Genomic DNA, 19,105 nt, shown 5'->3' with positions numbered 1-19,105 from the left:
ATATATTATTAATACAAGTAAACCAATCGGAATTAAATCGAATGTGAGGATGATCACGATGTTTTTACTTAAAGAAATTATCTGCAGTGCTTTGTTATGTGTCGCATTCCTTTGTTATTTAAAGGAGTTTAAGCAAGGTGATTGGCGCTCGGAAGGAAATTAAGTAGATGAGAGGTAGTGCTGTAATAAAAAAACGGCATACCGTCAAATTGACGGCTACCGTTTCTGTCGAACACCATTTATAAATTTTAGCTAAGAAGAACTAGTAAAAAACGGAGATAAGTACCTGCCCCAGTATTGTCAACGCAACAAATCCCACAATAGCCATAACAATGGTGTTTCTTCCTACTTTTTTGAAATCAGTCATGTTGATGCTCAATCCAAGTCCTGCCATTGCAATAGACATTAAGAAAACGCTTGCCGCAATCAAGAAGTGAATAATCGACGAAGGCAGCAGGCCTGTTGTGTTTACCAAACTCATAGCTAAAAAGCCGAAGATGAACCAAGGGACGGGTAAGTTTCTCCAACTCTTTTTATCCGTTTCTGTTCGTTCACCGCTACGGTAGAAGTAACTCAATACAAGAGCAACAGGGATGAGAAGAGCCACTCTGCCAAGCTTGACTAGAATAGCTGTCTCGCTGCCTATATCTCCGCCAGGAACTCCAGCTGCTATGACGTGTGCCAGCTCATGCAGTGTAGAACCTGCAAAAACTCCGTAAGTATAAGGATCAAGCCCCAAATAAGGATACAAGAAGATATAAAAAACAGCTCCAATAGTCCCTAAAATAGCTATGCAAGCGATGGAAATAGCCGTTTGTTCTTTTTTTGCGCCTATTAATGGTGCAACAGCGACAATGGCAGCCGCGCCGCAAACCGCGGTGCCAACGGCAATCAAAACCCCTAAAGTCTTATCCACCCGTAACCATTTACCCAAGAAGATCATGATAGTCAAAGTAAATGCAATCACGATGATGTCGATAAAAACGACTCGCATTCCAGCATTCAAAATTTGATTAAGATTCAAACGAACTCCCATCAAAATGATTCCTGCCCGAAGCAAAAACTTGCTGCTGAACGTTATGCCGATGCTGGCACCTACAGGGATATCCATGACAGATTTCCATAGGACACCAAGCATGATGGAAATAATCATAATTCCCATAATGGAAAAGAATGGAGCTTCTGCAATTCGCCCCGCCAATACAGCGAGAGTTGCCGTCAAAGCGATACCTTTTAGAGGCTTTTTCCAACTGGCCATATCACTTACAGCGGTTGTTCCGAGAGGACTCGGCTGTGTATTAGGAATCTGCAAACTAACATCTCCCATCGCCAAATTTCGTTCTATAAAGTAATTAGAACGGCTTCTCAGATATGTCCGAAGGATCTTCGCTTTCATCCTTTAAGTTGGCTGGTATTCCTGCTTGTTCTAGTTCAAGGAGAAGAGTTCTTTCGACACTGCTAAGATGTTCGAACATTCTCGAACGCGCCAACTCTGCGTCTCGATCTTTAATGGCCTCTGCAATAAGCATGTGTTCCTTCAGGGATTGCTCGACCCTCCCTGGAATTTTCATGGATTGCATTCTACTCTCCCGCAGTAAATCTATCAAATTGGTCATAACTCGCATAACAACTTCATTACCTGCTGCTTCAGCGACGGTCAGGTGGAACTGTTGATCGGATTCGGACAAAAACTTATCACGTTCTTCTTTGATTTGAAACTGTTGCTGCACGATGACTTTATTGTAACAATCACGTGTTGTTTCATAGATTTGTTCCAAGAAGTCAGATGTTCCCCGCTTAGCTGCTTTGGCGGCGCTCTCCGTTTCAATCATCTTTCGAACTTCGAATAATTCATAAATCGTGTCGGTCTGCAGAAACAAGAAGGAGGCTAAATTGTCAAGTCGCGCATTTTGATCTGCAACAAAAACGCCATGACCCTGACGAATGTTAAGTAAATTCATGGCTGACAAAATTTTGAATGCTTCCCGAATGGTTGGCCGACTAACATTCATCATTTCAGCCAATTCACGTTCAGAAGGAAGTTTATCACCCGGCTTAAGCTGACCGGAAGCGAGAAGTTCGTGGATATGTTCGACCACTTTGCGTGAAAATGTTTTACGTTCCTCATTAATCGATTTAAACAAGTGAATTAACCTTCTTTCTCTTACCCTCGTACAAGGGACAGACTTAACTACGTGAATGAACGGATCCATTATAGCAAAATAGTGCTCTAAAGACATCCCTTTCACGTTATTCGGAAGGATGAAACTCACAAATAAATGTATAGTTGGATACCTTGTAAGGCATCCAACTATGAGGATTTGTTGCGTATTTGAACTCAGGAGTCTTATGCGCTTCTATAAAGCTTAGTCATAACAAATTCTTTATGTCCAAGCGCTTCTGCTGCAGTCAGACGGCCGTTTACAACACGGCAGAGGTAATCCATTAGCATGTCGCCTGCTTCGGTCAAATTGATTTCACGTGATAACAACCCACTGCAATCAACGTCGATATGCTCGCTCATTGTGTTAACTGTTTTTGGATTTGCTGTAACTTTAATGACGGGTTCTATCGGATTGCCGATAATGTTGCCTTGACCTGTAGGGAAGAAGTGGAGAACCGCTCCACCTGCAGCCATCAATGTAATGCACTCGGCAGCAGCGGACGATGTATCCATAAAATAGAGCCCAGGCCCGTTCTGCGGCATTTCACCTGGTTCAAGGGCGCCAATTACCGGCTTACTGCCTGTTTTCTCGATATTACCAAGTGCTTTTTCCTCAATCGTTGACAATCCTCCGGCAATGTTACCTTGCGTCGGTTGCGAGCCAAGAAGGTCGACTCCTTGAGATTTAATTTCAGTAATGTAATCGTCGTATATGGACATAAACTTCTGTCGAACTTCTTGCGTTGCACAACGATCAGCAATTAGATGCTCGCCTCCTGTCAGTTCAGAAGTTTCGCCGAAAAATACAGTTGCACCGGCATCGATCAGACGGTCAACAGCTTGAGCGACAGTAGGACAAGAACCTAACCCTGTTGTCGTATCGGACTCGCCACATTTGATGCTAACCTTTAAATCGCTTAATTCAATAGGTTCGCGCTGCAATTCGGATGCCCATTGAACGAATTCTTTTGCTTTCCATGAAGCTTGGCGAATGATTTCCAGATCGCCTGTTCCTTCGATGGAGAAGGAGGCAACTGGCTTTCCGGTTTTGGCAATACCATCAGCAATAACTTTCGTCCAATTCGGCTCAATGCCGATGACGATCACTGCTGCTACATTCGCGTTGGAACCTGTACCGATCATAGTACGGAAATGCAGTTCAAGGTCTTTCCCATATTGAAGGCGCCCGTAAGCGTGGGGGAGAGACATAACCCCCTGAATGTTGCGAGCTACCGCTTCGCAAGCTGTATTGGAAATATCGTCTACCGGGAGAATGATTACATGATTGCGAATACCTACATCACCGTTTTCTCTACGATAACCATAAAGTTGTTTTGTCATTTTCTACCACCTCAGTGTTTTGATATTGTGGGTATGAACATAATCACCGATTTTAAAACCGTTTGGGGCAACCCCGATTGGCAAGCCGTATTCTAGAACATGACCTTTTGGAGCCAAATCGACAATGGATACTTTGTGACCGAGTGGGATGGAGCTATTGGCTGTAACCTCAATGGTTGACTCGTCATCCATAAAGACACCAATTACTCTCTCGCCGGATTCGATGTCAGACGTAGCCACGCCGACATGATCTCCTTGTTTGTGAATTAGGAACTTGTGCATCGTGTAAGCCTCCTAAAAGATTTTTTTGGTACCTATCATAAGAGTAATAGGTAAGTGGTATTACCAATTATGAGTTCAGTATAATCTGACAATTCGGTTTTGACAATAACAATTTCAAAATTTTGGTACAAGTCCATAATTACTAAGTAGACCAGCCCAAATTTTAATCGAAACGATAATAATCGCAATAGCCATAATGATATGTAGAGATTGTGATTTCATCCTTTTCCCAAGTCTTGATCCGAGTAATCCACCAGGTATCGCACCTATGGCTAAAATGAAGCCTTCGAGCCAAGGGAAACCGGTCCCAGCAGTTCCAACCGTTTTTCCGATGAGGGCACCGACCACAAGAAGTAATCCAACCGCCAGTCCAGTACCTACGGCTGTTCTAGATTCGATATGAAATAGATTAATCATAACTGGTAAAATTAAAAAACCAGCTCCTAAACCAAATAAACCGCCTAATAAACCGATACCGAGGCCTAAACAAACAGCCCATGTTTTATTACGGTACGGTGTTGAGTTCGCTTCAACACGCCGCATAAACATGGAGGCCGTTGCAATCAGGGCAAGTATGGCAAAAATGGCGGTTAGCAGCTCATGGCTCATCTGTTCCGATGAAGCGCTGCCTATAGCTCCGCCAATCAAAGAGGGTGGTCCCATATGTCGAATCAGATACGTATCAATGAGACGGCTTCTCCAGTAAGTAACTAAACCCGAACTTGAGGAAAATAGAGTTTGCACGATGACCATTCCAGCTATCCGATGCATGCTGTATTCCTGTCCGAACAAAGAAGGGGTCAACAGCAGTAAAAAAGTGAGAATTAACCCGCCTCCAACTGACATTAACCCCGTTAAAATACCACCGGTAAATCCAATGAGAATCAAAGCAAATGACATGTCATCCATCTCCTCATTAGCTGCTTATTCGTTCTATTTTCTAATCCCATCAACCAAGAAGGAATTACCTGGCACGTTCATGTTTAATTCACATAAGTCAGAACGCAAATAAAGCTTGATATGCTCGATCGGCTGCCCCTCTGCGGTGAAGCTTGTTCTCGACAACTGGAGCAATGGATCTTTGGTCGAAATTTTCAAGAGATCTGCTTGTTCTTTATTGGCAGGAAGGGCGCGAATAGTCAAGCTAGCATTTTTCAAAGAGTATCCTCCATGCTTAGTGAGCAAAGTGTAGCCTGCATTCTGTTCAGCCAATGGCCAGGTAACGGTGGAAGCTAAACTCACTGGCAAATACATGAGACTGAAACCGAAAATTTCTTCCTCGCGGTAGTACATTCTTTTTAGAAAAAGGGATTGTTTAAACTGTTCCCCTAAAATGCTCACAACATCATCTGGTGTATCGGTAACCTTCATTTCAAGCAGCTTGGGTACTAAATCTTTTTGCAAGAAAGAATCATAGAACGCTTCCATGCCGCCTAACTCTTGTTTAAGCATCGGACCAATGACAAAAGTTCCTTTCCCTTGCTTTCTGACAACTAACCCTTTCTCATGCAATATTTCAATGGCCTGCCGGGAAGTCATACGGCTAACATTGTATGTTTCCATTAGCTCTGCTTCAGTGGGAATTTTCTGATCAGGCTGAAGCTCTCCCATTTGAATGGCAGACTCGAGAATGGCTGCTATTTGTGCATACATACTGATGTGGCTAGTGCGATCTATCATATAAATAATTGCCTCCTAAGTTAAAAATAAATGATTGACGAATCGTTATATAACATTATAATACAAATTATAATGATTGAATACAATGTAAAGCAAAAAGATTTTGAAATGGGGGAACTACATGGCAGATGTGAAAATCAAAGTGCTTCGCTATCATCCAGATGTCGATACGGAGGCTAGGTATGATTCATATACCGTGGATGCGAAAGAGAATATGACGGTATTGGATGCGCTATTTATTATTCTTTCCGACGAAGATCAAACGATTTCATTTCGATGTTCCTGCCGTCTGGGCATGTGCGGTTCCTGCGGAATGATCATGAATAATAAAGAAGGACTCGCATGCCGGACGAAAATTGCGAAGCTTGGTTCGGAGATAACCGTACGTCCTCTACGGAATTTGCCAATCATTAAAGATCTTGCCGTGAATATGGATCCATTCTTTAAGCAATGGCAGCGTATCAAGCCATATTTTGTACCAACTGCTGAAGCGGAAAATGACTTTGCCGTGATTCCCCCAGATTCGGGCAGCCGTGAAATTATTGATCAAAACATAGACTGTATTACTTGTGGTGCCTGTTATTCAGCTTGTACTTTAGTATCTTTAGACGATAGCTACATCGGTCCTGCTGCATTGAATCGAGCTTACACGCTTGTCGCAGATGAACGGGATCAAGGTACTGGGCAGCGGATGGAAGTGGCTGCAAGTGAGGATGGCGTTCTCCGTTGTCATACCCTTTTCAACTGTATGGAAGTTTGTCCGAAGAAGCTAGCTCCAACTTGGTCCATCCAAAAATTGAAATCGCGTGCGGTTACTGCTGCATTTAAGGGAGGTAACAAATAATGGAACGTGTCCAATGTGATATTCTCATTCTTGGCAGCGGAGGTGCGGGATTATTTGCCGCCCATCATGCTTACGACCGTAACCCGAGATTGAAGATTATTGTAGCTGCAAAAGGATTGGTCGGCAAAAGCGGATGCACCCGTATGGTTCAAGGCGGTTATAATGTCGTTCTTAATCCTAACGATTCCCTCGATATGCATTTCAAAGATACCCTTAAAGGCGGCGGCATGATCAACAACCAAGAATTAGCGTGGACGTTAGTCAGCGATGCACCCAAACGAATTCGTGAGTTGGAAACGAAGATGGGCTGCTTCTTTGACCGTAACCCGGATGGAACGATACATCAAAAGGCTTTTGCTGGACAATCGTTTGACCGCACGGTACATAGAAGAGATTTAACGGGAATAGAAATTATTAACCGACTCAGGGATCAACTTTATGCCAAAGAAAGCGTTATTTGCTGGGATGAAGTTCGTGCTGTCGAGCTTTTATATAACGACGATCAAAGTGTTATAGCAGGGTGTTTAATGTTAAATCTACGAACTGGGAAATTCATCGTAGTAGAGTCTTTGGCTGTCATTATCGGAACTGGCGGCGGAGCAAGCATGTATCGAATTGCTGCTCCATCCCTGGAAAAAGCCGCAGACGGCATGGCAATGGCTTATCGGGCGGGGGCTAATTTCATTGATATGGAAATGATGCAATTCCACCCAACGGGTCTGCTAGCCGAAAACTCGCGTTTGAATGGCGGCGTATTAGAGGAAGGGCTTCGAGGTGCTGGCGGCCACCTATATAATTCACTCGGCGAACGATTTATGCAAAAGTATGATCCGGAACGGATGGAACGTTCGACGCGGGACCGTGTAGCGCGAGCAGCCTACATGGAAATTATGGCCGGACGGGGGACTCGTCTAGGCGGTGTACAAGTATCGGTTGCTCATTTGGGTCGTGAAAAAGTGTTGCAAATGTTCCCAGGCATGGTTGATCGGTGCAAAGATGTTGGTCGCGATCTAAGTATGGAGCCCGTGGATGTAAGTCCTACCGGACATTTCCACATGGGGGGCGTCACCATTGATAAAGATTGCTTTAGCGGAATACCCGGGCTATTTGTTGCCGGTGAGGATGCGGGTGGGATTCATGGTTCGAATCGCCTTGGAGGAAACGGCGTGGCAGACTCCACGGTTTTCGGAGCACGAGCTGGAGATGCTGCTGCTGAATACGTCATGGTAGTGAAACGCCATCAAGTGTCTGAAAGTCAGGTGAATCTATTTGTTGATCAAATGATGCAGCCTTTCAAACGGGAAAAAGGTGAAAACCCCTTTCAATTGCGTAAAGAAGTTGGCGATTTGATGTGGGAGAAGGTAGGGCTCGTAAGAAATGGCCCCGATCTCAAAATCGCCCTTGAGAAGTTATCGGAATATGCCGAACGTGTAAATCGAATTAGCGTAGCTGGGGTGAGAGACTATAATCTCGCATGGCATGAAGTGTTGAATGTAAAAAATATCGTGCAAATCGGACAAATGATTGCATTAGCTTCCTATTTGCGGACAGAAAGCCGTGGTTCTCACTTCCGTACGGATTGTCCAGTAACAGATAATGAGAATTGGTACAATAATATTTTTATGAAACAAGGTCAAGATGGGCCTGAAACAGAGATTCATCCTGTTGAATTTACGCATGTGCAGCCTGAAGAAATTTTTGGGGATGTCGCCAGAGAAAAGGTCGCTGCAAGTTAAATAAAGTTAATCTTGAAAGGATGGAAGAGATGGCGGAATTTAAAATAACAAAGGATCACAAATTAGTAGATGTCGATCCCGAGATTCACAAGATAGATGTTCTGCGACGCCATTCCGTAGGGATGAAAGCCTGGCTAGTTCACCGCATTTCCGGTGTAGGATTATTATTATATTTACTAGCCCACATTGGAACGATGGGTACGGCAATGTTCATGGGGGAGGACGCCTTTCAGGGAGTTTTTCAAGTTTTATTTCATAATCCTGTCTTTCTCTTATTCGATCTACTCATTCTTGCCGGTGTTATTATCCACTCATTAAATGGGATTCGATTGGTTTTAGTGGATATGGGTTTTTTTGTGAAAAGGCAAAAAGAGTTGTTTGCGCTCATTTGCTGTCTTGCTGTAGGTATATTTGTTTGGCTGTTTATTCGAGCATTCCTATAACAAAACCCCAAAAAGTGATGTTATGCTTTGTAGCTTATTCCTATTACTTTTCGGGGCCCCCCCTACCTAATTAGGAAGGAGATATAACCATGGATACGACATCTAAAATAAGAAGAAATGTTCTTACCTGGTTTTTTCAAAGAGTCACCGGTGTCGCCCTTATTTTTTTAATTGTGATTCATATGTGGAACTCGCATTATGCTCATCCCGACGTACATCCAAATTATTCGGATTTAATCGAACGGTTACGTACAATCGGGTATATCGCCTTGGATTTTAGCTTGCTTGCTCTTTCATTATTTCATGGGTTAAACGGAATCCGCAATATTGTGCTTGATTATACAAGTAACAAACGTGTAATTAAACGTTGGAGCCTTGGTTTGATGACAGTCGGAATTGTTTTTTCCCTTTGGGGTGGGGCTGCTTTAATTAAAATTATGACAATGGGTTAACAAAATTGGGGAGGCTATGGGAATGAGCAACATGCAACCGATCTGGCAAGTAGAGGAACACGTTTATAAGGAAATTGAAAACGCATGTAAAGACATCTATATTCGGTCATTAAAAGATCTTCCTCCTGATATTCGGGCAGCTGTACAACGTGCTTATGATAAAGAAACCTATGCGACTGGAAAACAAATTTTGAGTACAATCTTAAAAAATATTGATGTAGCGGACGAAGAAAACATGCTGATTTGCCAGGATACGGGCATCCCTGTCTTTTTCATTAAAATTGGCAGAAATGTTCGTTTCGATGGGATTCGATTGGAAGAAGCCATTCGTGAAGGTACGAAAAGGGCCACATTAGAGCATCCTTTACGATCAAGTGTATGCGATACGATTACTCGTAAAAATACAGGAACTGCTATCGGTAAGAAAGTTCCGGTGCTCAATTGGGAATTTGTAGAGGGATCGTCCATCGAGTTGATGGCGCTGCCCAAAGGTTCCGGATCCGAAAATATGAGTTATCTCAAAATGTTATATCCGGCTGAAGGGCTTAACGGCGCGAAAAAATTTATCATTGACTGTGTAATCAATTCAGGAGCGAATCCATGTCCTCCAACCTTAGTAGGTGTTGGGATGGGCGGTACGGCAGATCTCTGTACGGCATTGGCCAAAAAAGCTGCGGCAAGAGAGATTGGTAAACCTAATCCTGATCCGACTATCGCGGCACTTGAAGAAGAACTGTTAGATGCGATCAACCTGACTGGCATTGGCCCGAATGGATTGGGAGGAGCTGTGACAGCGCTAGCCGTTCATATCGAAACGGCTGATACGCATATAACGATGAATCCGGTTGCTGTTAATATGATGTGTTGGCCAGCCCGACGAATTAGAGCTACCTTTGAAGATAGTCAACCGGTTGTAATTAGTTATTAATGAAGGGAGATTCTCATGGCACATCATCAACTTCAAACGCCAATGACAGACGAATTCGTTAAACAGCTTCGTGTCGGAGACACCGTTACAGTCAACGGACATATTTTCGGTATTCGCGATGCGAACCTGATCCGGATGTTTGATCATAAGATTGATCCACCTGAAGATTTAATCCCGCAACTTAGAGGCGCTGTAACTATTCATACAGCTCCTGGTGTCAAGAAACTGGAAAATGGTAAGTATGAGAAGGTATGTATTGGAACAACAACAAGTACACGAATGGATCGTTTTGTAGAAGGATTGTTCGAGAAATTCGGCGTTAAGGCGATTACGGGAAAAGGCGGAATGCTTGAGCCGGGTGCACAAGCTTGTGTCCAAGTAGGAGGTGTTTATTTCTCCATCGTAGGAGGAGCAGCAGCGCTTGAGACCACACAGATTGAAGAAATTGAAGATGTGTGGTGGGAAGATTTAATGCCGGAAGCGATTTGGAAGCTGCGAGTTAAAGACTTCGGTCCGCTGCTCGTTTCCGTGGACAGCTATGGTGGAAATTTGTATAAAGATGTGAAAACCCAGGCTGTAAATAATCTCGATAAGATTTATGAGCGGTTAGGTATAAAATAGAAACCAAAAAGGAGCCAGTGATATAACAGGCTCCTTTTCAACTTTCAGTAGTATCCACCTATCGGGAATGGGGGGCTCTGTATGCGAATTGTAGTTGTGGAAGATCAACAGGAATTGTGCAACGTATTGACCAAACGAATTTCTAGATTGCATGATGACTACGAGATTGTTGGGAAGGCGTACAACGGTTTGGATGGTTTGAAGATGATTCAAGTGACGCGTCCAGATGCTGCCTTTATTGATATCCGCATGCCATTTATGGACGGCTTGGAGCTATTGGAGCGGTTAAGCAAGGAAGAGAAGCAGCAAACGAAATGCATTATTTTATCGGCTTATTCCGATTTCCCGTACACGCAACGATCTATTCGCAGCGGTGCGTTCGATTACTTATTGAAGCCTATCTCCAATTCTATTCTCGAAGAGGTGTTGGTACGGCTGGCGGATGATATGGATGCGCGAATAGGATCACTTACAGCCAGCACGTCAGTTGTGTTCGGTTTGCCCCAATATCCGCTGGGTTCATATGCAGAGAAGCAGTTAAACGTATTGATTCTTGAGAAGAAAATTACCGATGAGGTCGTCCTACAAGTACTAAGAATTATTAGCACAGAATACATGCATGCAATTACACTGAGCAGTTTGGCTGAGAGATTACATGTTAGTGAGAGTCACTTGTGCCGCATATTCTCTAGAAAGGTAGGGATGAATTTAATACAATTTCTAAACAGTTTTCGCATCAATCTTGCAAAAACCCTAATGGACGATACGGATATGAAAATTGGCGACATCGCCAAAATGATTGGTTTTGGCAATATTACCTACTTTGGCCGTTTATTTCGTAAACAAACGAGTTTATCCGCATCGGAATACAAACAAAAGTCTATAACGCCCAATGAGTTTTCGATATGAGGGGATCCTTGTATCCGTCACAGATCAAGTCGTCCCTCCGCAAAAAAATTGTGATTGGTTTTATTGTCTTTATTACGATTCCTCTCTTATTCTTTGAAATCGTCCTGTTTCGCTCTTGGCTAAGCATCACTCGGGGTATTGTTGTCCATCAGTATGAAACGATTCTAGGGGATTCCATACAATCTCTTCGTCAAAACCTCGTTTCCATCGAGAAAATGAACGATACCATTTACCGGGATTATCAAAGCGATAACTTGCTGCTCGACAAATTGAATTTGTTATCGGACAACCCTTCTCCAATAAATGACTCTTATGTGAACGCGGTATTTACTCAACTAAGCAATCAGTTCTTCAGTCAAATGAAAGCTCAAATCATGTTTACCTACCTCTCCATGCAAGGCAACATTATTTATCAACGCTCCAATCAATCCGCGCAAGTACATGTTTCAAACTTCTTATCATCCTACAAGGAAGCACCGTGGTTTCAACAAATTAAAGCAAATGGTCCAATCAATTCAGTGTTCTCGGCACATAGATCCTATTTTCAAGAGGATGATCCATCCACTTACATCTCATTTGGTCAAGTAATTCGCAGCCCGATTGATCTGCGTCCCTTGGGTGTTAGTTTGATAACCGTAAATACCTCCTTGTTCGACCAACTGCTAAAATCGCCTTCTGATAACAAATTAATCAAAACGGTAGTAACCGACGCGCAAGAGACGCTCATTTATACGAATGACCATACTGAGCGTTTTCCGGTGGATGCTTCCCATATTTTTAAGCAAACAATCCAACCTTACAACTGGGAAGTCAGGGCCTATCTCTCTAGTGAGCGTCTTTCACGGAGTTACATCGTGCCTTTAATCCAGAACAACGGGCTATTTGTCATTGCTAACATCCTCATGCTGGCTGCGATTATCGGGTTTGTAACTCGTCAGCTAAAGCCTTTGTACATATTAGCGGACAAGATGGAAAAAGCCAAGGAAGGTCATTTCCATGTAAAAATCGGAAAATATTCAACTGACGAACTCGGGATGCTATGTGATATTTTCAATGATATGACTACGGAGATTCAGCGACTATTCGAGAATCAAAAGAAGGAATATCAGGAAAAGCTTTACTTCCAGATGAAGTCGCTGGAGTCGCAAATCAACCCTCACTTTATCTATAATATGCTCGACTTGATCCAATGCCGTGTATACGAGGGAGATCCGGATAAATCATCGGATTTGATCGTAGCGCTGTCCGTTATTTTACGGTATACAACGACCCGTCCCGGGGAGAAGGTGACATGCGCAGAAGAACTAAAATGGTTAAGAGATTATATTTTTTTACAGTCGCAGTTGATTGGTATGCGGGTGGACGTTCAAATTGAATTCGAGGATCAGATCATGTCCTTCAAGGTGAGTAAGCTCATTCTACAACCCATTATCGAGAATGCATTCATTCACGGGTTCGAACAAATAAACCCAAATGCCAAACTGTTGATAAAAGTCTATGCGGATGCCGGCAGGCTTTGCTTTGAGGTTAGGGATAACGGCCAAGGTTTTCCGGGGCCAATCGATCTGCACTTGACCCGGGACAACGTAGACGAGTTGAAAGATTGGGGAACAGGGCTATACGTGACAGCACAACGGTTTTTACTTCAATCTCACAATGGAACTATCCATTTAAACAGTGTTCCTAGTAAGGGGACGTACGTCATCATGAAGCAAGATTATGTGACTCAGCAAATCTGTACGAGTGATATGCTAATTCCGTAGGATAGAACGAAGAATGAAAGCCTCTTATAATAATGATATATATAAAAGGAGGTTGTGCCTATGTTCCGTAAAACTATTTCATGGGGTGTCATAAGTGCGCTGCTGCTAGTGTTGTCGGTAGGGTGCTCAAGCAACGAATCGTCCAATGTCAGCACAGACAAGCCGCTTCCGCAAAGCAGCGTAAAGCCCGAGGTGAAGAAGGATCCGGTTACTCTCACGATGCAGATCGCTGAAGGGTTGATCGTCAACAAGGATACGGTATTAGGCATGATTAACGAATTCAAGAAAGTGCATCCAGAAATCAATGTGGAACTAGAGACACTTCCCGCTGATCAAAGAAATGCTAAGCTACAAACGATGATCACGACGGCTGAAATGCCGGACATTTACCAGCTCAATGCGCTACAAGAGTTGACCGCACTTTCTAACAAGGCGGGTTATCTGTACGATATGAGTCAATTGCAAGCAGCCAAAAATTTCTCCGAGGATGTTCGTAGTGGTGTTACTGTGGACGGGAAAATGGCAGAATTTCCAACAGGTCTTGGCTTCGTGGGATTTGCGTACAATATCCCCCTCTTTGAATCCATCGGCTATTCGAAGCCGCCGCAAACATGGGAGGAATTGATGGATGCCGGAGAAAAGTTGAAAGCTAAGAACGTACCGCTTCTTGTGTACTCCGGTAAGTGGGCAACGGCCATCGGCAACGTGTTCCACTGGACGTTCGGAAATAAAGGGCTAATGGATAAGGATTTCCAGACCGCCTATTTAAACAATAAAGTGGATTGGACCAAATACAGGGATGTCTTGTTGGAAGGCTATGACCGATTCAATAAGTTGAATAAATACGTGCTGACCGGAAGCTACACCTATGCCATCGAACAAGGTTATCAGGCGTTTGCAAAAGGCCAGGCGGCTATGGTTCTTGGCGGTACGTGGTCTACGCCAAATATCGAACAGAATAACCCCAACTTTAAATGGGGATTCATGAATTTACCTTATTCCTCAGATAAGAATAACAGTTATATATATACAATTGAGGATGGTTTGACTATTAATGCGAAGTCGAAACATCTGGATGAGGCCAAAACGTTCATGAACTGGTTCTTCAGCAAAGAAAATTTCGCCAAGATTATTAAGGCCAAACAAAACATGTCAGCGATGCCTGGTATTGGCGATGTGTCCCCGGTATTTGCCGATACACAAAACTGGCTGAAATCCGGAAAAGTCATTACATTCGCCAACCTGAAACCAATGACGAACCCCGTTTTCATCAAGTTGGCTGAGACGGCGCAAGGCGTTACATTCGGCGGCGATGTGAACAAGGCCGCAGACGAGTGGATCAAGGAATACAACGATAAAATCAAAAAATAAACCAATGGTTCGGTAGGAGGGGGGACATCATGCTTCTCTCCTTTTTTGCTAAAAGTTTGGAGGAATGCGCACATGAGAAGGAAAGGTTCTTTAAACCTCAAAACGTTTTGGATCGGCATTCTGTTTTTGCTTCCTATCTCTGTCATGATAGTCACGTTTATGCTAATCCCAGTATTTCAAACAATGTACTACAGCTTTACAAATTGGGACGGACTGGGTGAGTACCGTTTTATCGGCTTTAGAAATTATCAGCGAATATTTTCGGACGCGTCTTTCGTCAAGACGATGTATCGAACACTATGGATGGGAGTCGCAATCGCTTTACTGACGAATGTGATCGGTATGCTGCTCGCCCTCGCGGTCAACCAGGCATTCAAAACGAAAAATTTGATGAGAACGCTTTTTTATTTCCCTAAACTACTTCCAATCGTATTAGGGGCGTACGTCTGGGGCTACATTTTGGATACGAACAACGGGTTGATGAACAAAATCATCAGCAGCCTTATGGGGAAACCAGTAAAAGTTTTATGGGTCGATTCACCCGACTTTGTGGCCTACACCATTATCCTGGTAGCGGTTTGGCAGCTGACCGGGCCTATAATGATTGTCTATTTGGCTGCCCTGCAGTTCGTTCCCAACGAGATAAAGGAAGCGGCCATCATGGATGGGGCTTCGCCAAGCAGGAAATTTTTCAGTATCATTCTGCCTATGGTTGCACCTGGTATTACAGTAAACACGTTGATCGGGTTGGCGTCCGGGCTCAAGCTGTTCGACCTGCCTTTTGCCTTGACGGGCGGAGGCCCAGCACGTGCTAGCGAAACGCTAGCGATCCGAATTTATAGAAACGCATTTCAATCGCTTGATTTGGCCTACGGAATGGCGGCAGCCTGCGTATTGGTCATATTTGTACTTGCCATTACGCTGCTGTTCGTCGTAGTGACTAAGAAATATGAGGGGAGAGCTTACGAATGAATCCGCGAATGAAAAAAAGAATGTTCGAAGGTTCCGTCCTACTGCTAGCTCTTTTATACAGCATCCCATTGTATTTAATAGCGGTTAACTCACTGAAATCCAATAAGCAAATTCAACAGCATCCATTGGCTTTCCCAGATTTCAGTATCGGGCTGGATAACTTTATAAGAGCGTTTAAAGCAATGGAAATACTTAAAGCTTATGCCGTCACTTTTTCTATTGCCATTATGAGTTTGACGTATATCATTTTCTTCTCCGCCATGGCAGCGTACGCGATCGCTCGGATTAACCACTGGTTTTTTCAGTCCGTTTACTGGTTTTATGTATCGCTCATTTTGATGCCGATTCAGGCGGCTTTCATCCCACTTATCTTCGTCTTGAAAAAATTTCATTTATATAACAGCTTTTTCGGCATCTCCGCTGTTTATATCGGGGTGCTTTCCTCGTTCAGCATTTTTATGTTTGTCGGATTTATCAAGGGAATCTCCATCGAGCTGGAGGAAGCTGCCAAGATAGAAGGATGTTCGATGATCCGTCTATTTGTTCAAATTGTCTTTCCGCTAATGAAGCCGATCAGCGCCACACTATTTATTTTTCAATTCGTACACATATGGGATGACTTGTTGCTGCCCCTAGTCCTATTGACCTCGAATAAATATCCCACAGTTACATTAAGTCTGTACAAATTTTTCTCAGACCTTGGTCAGACTGATTTAAGCTTGTTGTTTGGCGGATTTATACTCGTATTGGCTCCGGTTATCGTCATGTTCTTATTTTTGCAAAAATACTTTGTGAGCGGGCTACAGGCGGGAGCTTTAAAAGGTTAAAGCTGACAGAAGAGGAGTTAGAAATCGATGCGTATAAACAAAGAAGCCAGCCCCTAGTATAGGGAGTTGGCTTCTTCTACATCTATGACGGTTACTGGAATTAACGTCCCAGTTCGTATTGATCCGAAATTTCGGTACCACTTAGCGCACGATTGAATACTTGCGTGTCATCGATCCAACCCTTCCAAAGGTTACCGAAAGTTTTGCTTGCGCCAATGATCATCCCACTAGTTTCGGAGGCGACGGTTCTAGCAGCGGAATTCTCAAGAACACCGTTCATATAGACTTTTGCCGTCGTTCCATCGTAGGTTACTGCAAGGTGGACCCACTGGTTTACTGGAATGTTTGTAGTACCGAGTAGCGGTAACCCTCCGAGGTATGTTCCGACAACGCCTGTGCTATCGCGATACAACCAAATCTTACCATTAGTACCGTCTTGTTGTAATACGTATTTTGCCGTACTAGCAGCACCATCATGTTTCACCCATGCCGTTGCAGTGAAGCTGCTAGTGCCTGGATTTGCAACATTTGGCGTAGTAGCATAGTCGTTTACGCCATCCAAATATAGCGCATTACCAACTCGACCTGAAGCGAAGCTAGCGCCGTTAATCAATGTGGCTGCTTGGCTATAGCTTGCGGAGTCGCTGCCTACAGTACCGGAAGTCTCGTTGAATTTCCACCAAGTGCTATTGTACTGGTCCTTGATCTCGTTCGCGGTCAACTGACGGTTGTAAATGGAAATTTCGTCAATTCCTCCGTTGAAGAGGTTGCCAAGAGTCTTACTTGCACCAATAATCATTCCACCGACAGGCTCAGAATTCATTGCAATCGTACGAGAACCATCCTGTACACCATTCAAGAACAGACGGACTGTCGTGCCATCATAAGTCACGGCTACGTGTGTCCACGAATTGAGCGGAATTGTGCCAGTGGAGAACGTTCCTATACCGCCGAGGAAAGTTTCAAGGCGACCGTCTAGGTAACGCAACAACCATACCTTACCATTGGTTCCGTCTTGCTGGAGGATGTATTGAGAAAGGCCCGTGTCTGTGTCCGGTCTCACCCAACCCGAAGCGCTAAATGCGCCATAGTTGGATGGGGAGGCTGGGTTCAAGATGTGCGGAGTCGTAACATAAGTGGAAGAACCGTTGAAATCCAAAGCATTGCTAATCTTGCCGCCAATCCAACCGCCACCGCTTACCACAGTTCCATTACGAGCATATTCCGTGCCATCAGCCGTAACAGCACCACTGGTTTCGTCGAAATTCCAATAACCTTGACGTTCCAAGTCGGTAACATTCAGCGTCGTAAATGCTGCAAAACTTTGCGAGTTTAGGCGTACTTGGATATGTCCGATAAAGTCAGCAGAAACGATACCTTTATCTGTAATACCACCATCACCATTCTCATTCCAAACGAACAATCGGAACGCTGTATTTGCGCCAACTCCGTTAAAAGAGATGGTTGTCGCAGCACCTGTGTCGTTCAGTGCATAGACTGCCAAATTGTTAGAGCTTGGATCTTTGAGGGCATTCACGATCTTACCACTAACCGAACCGGATACACTCACGAGGTTCCAGTGACTGTTAGCCGTGTGTGTGAACAACCGCGTTGCGTTATACACGGGCTTCAATGGGTAGCCATCTGTTCCACTACCGATTTCACTGTGGTACTGCGTTCCATTATCATACTTCGCTTTGTAAGCATCCCATTTAGTCAGGGCAACGAACTTCCTCTTCATCGCATTCATCGTAAATTCGGCATGTTCATAAGCGCTGATCACAGTATCTCCGATAGGGGTAGATGTGCCGTTTAAGCAACCTGGGTCGTAAGTGCAAGTCGTCTTCTCACCACGTGCCCCGTACTCCATGATGTACACTGGCTTTTGCCCAGCCGCCGATAAACCATTAATAATCGTGCGTACGCCATCTAAACGATCAATCCCATACTGCACATCATCATAATCCCAGTAAATGTGAATGGAGTAACCATCAAGGATATCCGTCATGTGGGCATCCATGTAATCGAACCAGGACTGTTGATTATTAAGCAACAGATCGCCACCGATAAACTTGATGCCGCTCTTAATTCCAAGCGTTGTAAGCTGTGTGTTCAGCGTTCGGTAGAATGTTTCATAATCGCTTTGCGTAATAGCGGTCGAGTTGACTTCGTTTTGAATCGTAACGTACTTGACGTTGGAATAACCAAGCGTAACTTTCAAACGGTACAACTCGTTCGCAAAAGTCTGCATCTGCGTCGTTATACTGGTGTAAGGACCATGCCAATAGGTGATGTTAACTTCAGCGCCAGAGCTTTGCGCCAATGCCACAGTTTGCTCGAAGGAGGTCATATAATCCGGGTAAGTGATGGTATCTTCGCCTCTGGAATCATAGAAGATTCGAACGATTTGCGAATCAAGCGCTTTTACTTTAGTTTCCAATAGACCAATGTTACCTGCAGTAATTCCGTCTACTGAGCTAATCGTTGAGTAAAGGTTCTGATTGTACTCCGTACCACTGCCGACGAAATCAGATTGCAACACAGTACCTGTATTAATTGTGAATTCGGATGCAGCAAGTGCATGCTGAGGAGGGAGAGTTAAGACAGCGGAAGCAACAGTTAGAAGAGTTACAGCAGCGGATAATACAGACTTCTTAAACAATTGGAAAGACTTCATTCTCATCACCGTTTCACACTCCATTTCCGGATTTGTGATCGGGACATCCAGATGCAATCATCATCTCTAGATGGCAGTCTGTATTAACATATACG

At 43.9% G+C, this 19,105-nt stretch carries 18 protein-coding genes; 11 read left to right on the top strand and 7 right to left on the bottom strand.

Annotation, left to right across the window (positions count from 1 at the left end; all coding sequences use genetic code 11):
* Positions 1 to 262 precede the first annotated feature (262 nt).
* The 6 genes from ACSQ8O_RS34500 to ACSQ8O_RS34475 form a co-directional block, all read right to left on the bottom strand.
* A complete protein-coding gene (locus ACSQ8O_RS34500; protein ID WP_436245403.1) occupies positions 263 to 1,312 on the bottom strand; it encodes a YeiH family protein in 1,050 nt (349 codons plus the stop codon).
* 40 nt (positions 1,313 to 1,352) lie between these two features.
* Positions 1,353 to 2,144, bottom strand: a complete 792-nt coding sequence (locus ACSQ8O_RS34495; RefSeq protein WP_436245402.1) for a FadR/GntR family transcriptional regulator — start codon at positions 2,142 to 2,144, stop codon at positions 1,353 to 1,355.
* 203 nt (positions 2,145 to 2,347) lie between these two features.
* Positions 2,348 to 3,505, bottom strand: coding sequence for a UxaA family hydrolase (locus ACSQ8O_RS34490; RefSeq protein WP_436245401.1), 1,158 nt, complete (start codon positions 3,503 to 3,505; stop codon positions 2,348 to 2,350).
* A gap of 3 nt (positions 3,506 to 3,508) precedes the next feature.
* Complete coding sequence (locus ACSQ8O_RS34485; RefSeq protein ID WP_436245400.1) at positions 3,509 to 3,787, bottom strand: UxaA family hydrolase; 279 nt, start codon at positions 3,785 to 3,787, stop codon at positions 3,509 to 3,511.
* Between the two features lie 114 nt (positions 3,788 to 3,901).
* Positions 3,902 to 4,687: a sulfite exporter TauE/SafE family protein gene (locus ACSQ8O_RS34480; protein WP_436245399.1), complete on the bottom strand. Its 786-nt coding sequence runs from the start codon at positions 4,685 to 4,687 to the stop codon at positions 3,902 to 3,904.
* A 33-nt stretch (positions 4,688 to 4,720) separates the two neighbouring features.
* Positions 4,721 to 5,467 (bottom strand): GntR family transcriptional regulator, encoded by a 747-nt coding sequence (locus tag ACSQ8O_RS34475; protein WP_436245398.1) that lies wholly within the window; start codon positions 5,465 to 5,467, stop codon positions 4,721 to 4,723.
* Positions 5,468 to 5,588: 121 nt separating this feature from the next.
* On the opposite strand from ACSQ8O_RS34475, the gene ACSQ8O_RS34470 reads away from it, so the two are divergent.
* The 11 genes from ACSQ8O_RS34470 (at position 5,589) to ACSQ8O_RS34420 (ending at position 16,333) form a co-directional block, all read left to right on the top strand.
* Complete coding sequence (locus tag ACSQ8O_RS34470; RefSeq protein ID WP_436245397.1) at positions 5,589 to 6,311, top strand: succinate dehydrogenase/fumarate reductase iron-sulfur subunit; 723 nt, start codon at positions 5,589 to 5,591, stop codon at positions 6,309 to 6,311.
* Positions 6,311 to 8,047 carry an FAD-binding protein gene (locus ACSQ8O_RS34465; protein ID WP_436245396.1) on the top strand — a complete coding sequence of 579 codons (1,737 nt, stop codon included), beginning with the start codon at positions 6,311 to 6,313 and terminating at the stop codon, positions 8,045 to 8,047. Before ACSQ8O_RS34470 ends, ACSQ8O_RS34465 begins: the two co-directional genes overlap by 1 nt.
* 20 nt (positions 8,048 to 8,067) lie before the next feature.
* Positions 8,068 to 8,490: a succinate dehydrogenase, cytochrome b556 subunit gene (gene sdhC / locus ACSQ8O_RS34460; RefSeq protein ID WP_436245395.1), complete on the top strand. Its 423-nt coding sequence runs from the start codon at positions 8,068 to 8,070 to the stop codon at positions 8,488 to 8,490.
* A gap of 89 nt (positions 8,491 to 8,579) precedes the next feature.
* Complete coding sequence (locus tag ACSQ8O_RS34455) at positions 8,580 to 8,942, top strand: hypothetical protein (RefSeq protein WP_436245394.1); 363 nt, start codon at positions 8,580 to 8,582, stop codon at positions 8,940 to 8,942.
* Between the two features lie 22 nt (positions 8,943 to 8,964).
* Positions 8,965 to 9,870, top strand: coding sequence for a fumarate hydratase (locus ACSQ8O_RS34450; protein WP_436245393.1), 906 nt, complete (start codon positions 8,965 to 8,967; stop codon positions 9,868 to 9,870).
* A gap of 15 nt (positions 9,871 to 9,885) precedes the next feature.
* Positions 9,886 to 10,491: a FumA C-terminus/TtdB family hydratase beta subunit gene (locus ACSQ8O_RS34445; protein WP_436245392.1), complete on the top strand. Its 606-nt coding sequence runs from the start codon at positions 9,886 to 9,888 to the stop codon at positions 10,489 to 10,491.
* 81 nt (positions 10,492 to 10,572) lie between these two features.
* The gene (locus ACSQ8O_RS34440; RefSeq protein WP_436245391.1) at positions 10,573 to 11,400 is read left to right on the top strand and encodes a response regulator transcription factor; all 828 of its coding nucleotides are present in this window, start codon (positions 10,573 to 10,575) and stop codon (positions 11,398 to 11,400) included.
* On the top strand, positions 11,397 to 13,163 hold the full coding sequence (locus tag ACSQ8O_RS34435) for a sensor histidine kinase (protein ID WP_436245390.1): 1,767 nt from the start codon (positions 11,397 to 11,399) through the stop codon (positions 13,161 to 13,163). The genes ACSQ8O_RS34440 and ACSQ8O_RS34435 overlap by 4 nt, the downstream gene beginning before the upstream one ends.
* 60 nt (positions 13,164 to 13,223) lie before the next feature.
* Positions 13,224 to 14,534: an ABC transporter substrate-binding protein gene (locus tag ACSQ8O_RS34430; protein ID WP_436245389.1), complete on the top strand. Its 1,311-nt coding sequence runs from the start codon at positions 13,224 to 13,226 to the stop codon at positions 14,532 to 14,534.
* A 72-nt stretch (positions 14,535 to 14,606) separates the two neighbouring features.
* Complete coding sequence (locus ACSQ8O_RS34425; protein ID WP_436245388.1) at positions 14,607 to 15,506, top strand: carbohydrate ABC transporter permease; 900 nt, start codon at positions 14,607 to 14,609, stop codon at positions 15,504 to 15,506.
* A gap of 8 nt (positions 15,507 to 15,514) precedes the next feature.
* Positions 15,515 to 16,333 (top strand): carbohydrate ABC transporter permease, encoded by an 819-nt coding sequence (locus ACSQ8O_RS34420; protein ID WP_436245387.1) that lies wholly within the window; start codon positions 15,515 to 15,517, stop codon positions 16,331 to 16,333.
* 100 nt (positions 16,334 to 16,433) lie between these two features.
* On the opposite strand, the gene ACSQ8O_RS34415 is transcribed toward ACSQ8O_RS34420, so the two are convergent.
* Positions 16,434 to 19,016, bottom strand: coding sequence for a LamG domain-containing protein (locus tag ACSQ8O_RS34415; protein ID WP_436245426.1), 2,583 nt, complete (start codon positions 19,014 to 19,016; stop codon positions 16,434 to 16,436).
* Positions 19,017 to 19,105 lie beyond the last annotated feature (89 nt).

Origin of the sequence: Paenibacillus sp. LjRoot56 (assembly GCF_964253335.1) — a bacterium.
GTDB lineage: Bacteria > Bacillota > Bacilli > Paenibacillales > NBRC-103111 > Paenibacillus_E > Paenibacillus_E allorhizoplanae.
The sequence above is the reverse complement of the archived record's forward strand: the minus strand, read 5'-3'. Positions and strand labels throughout refer to the sequence as shown.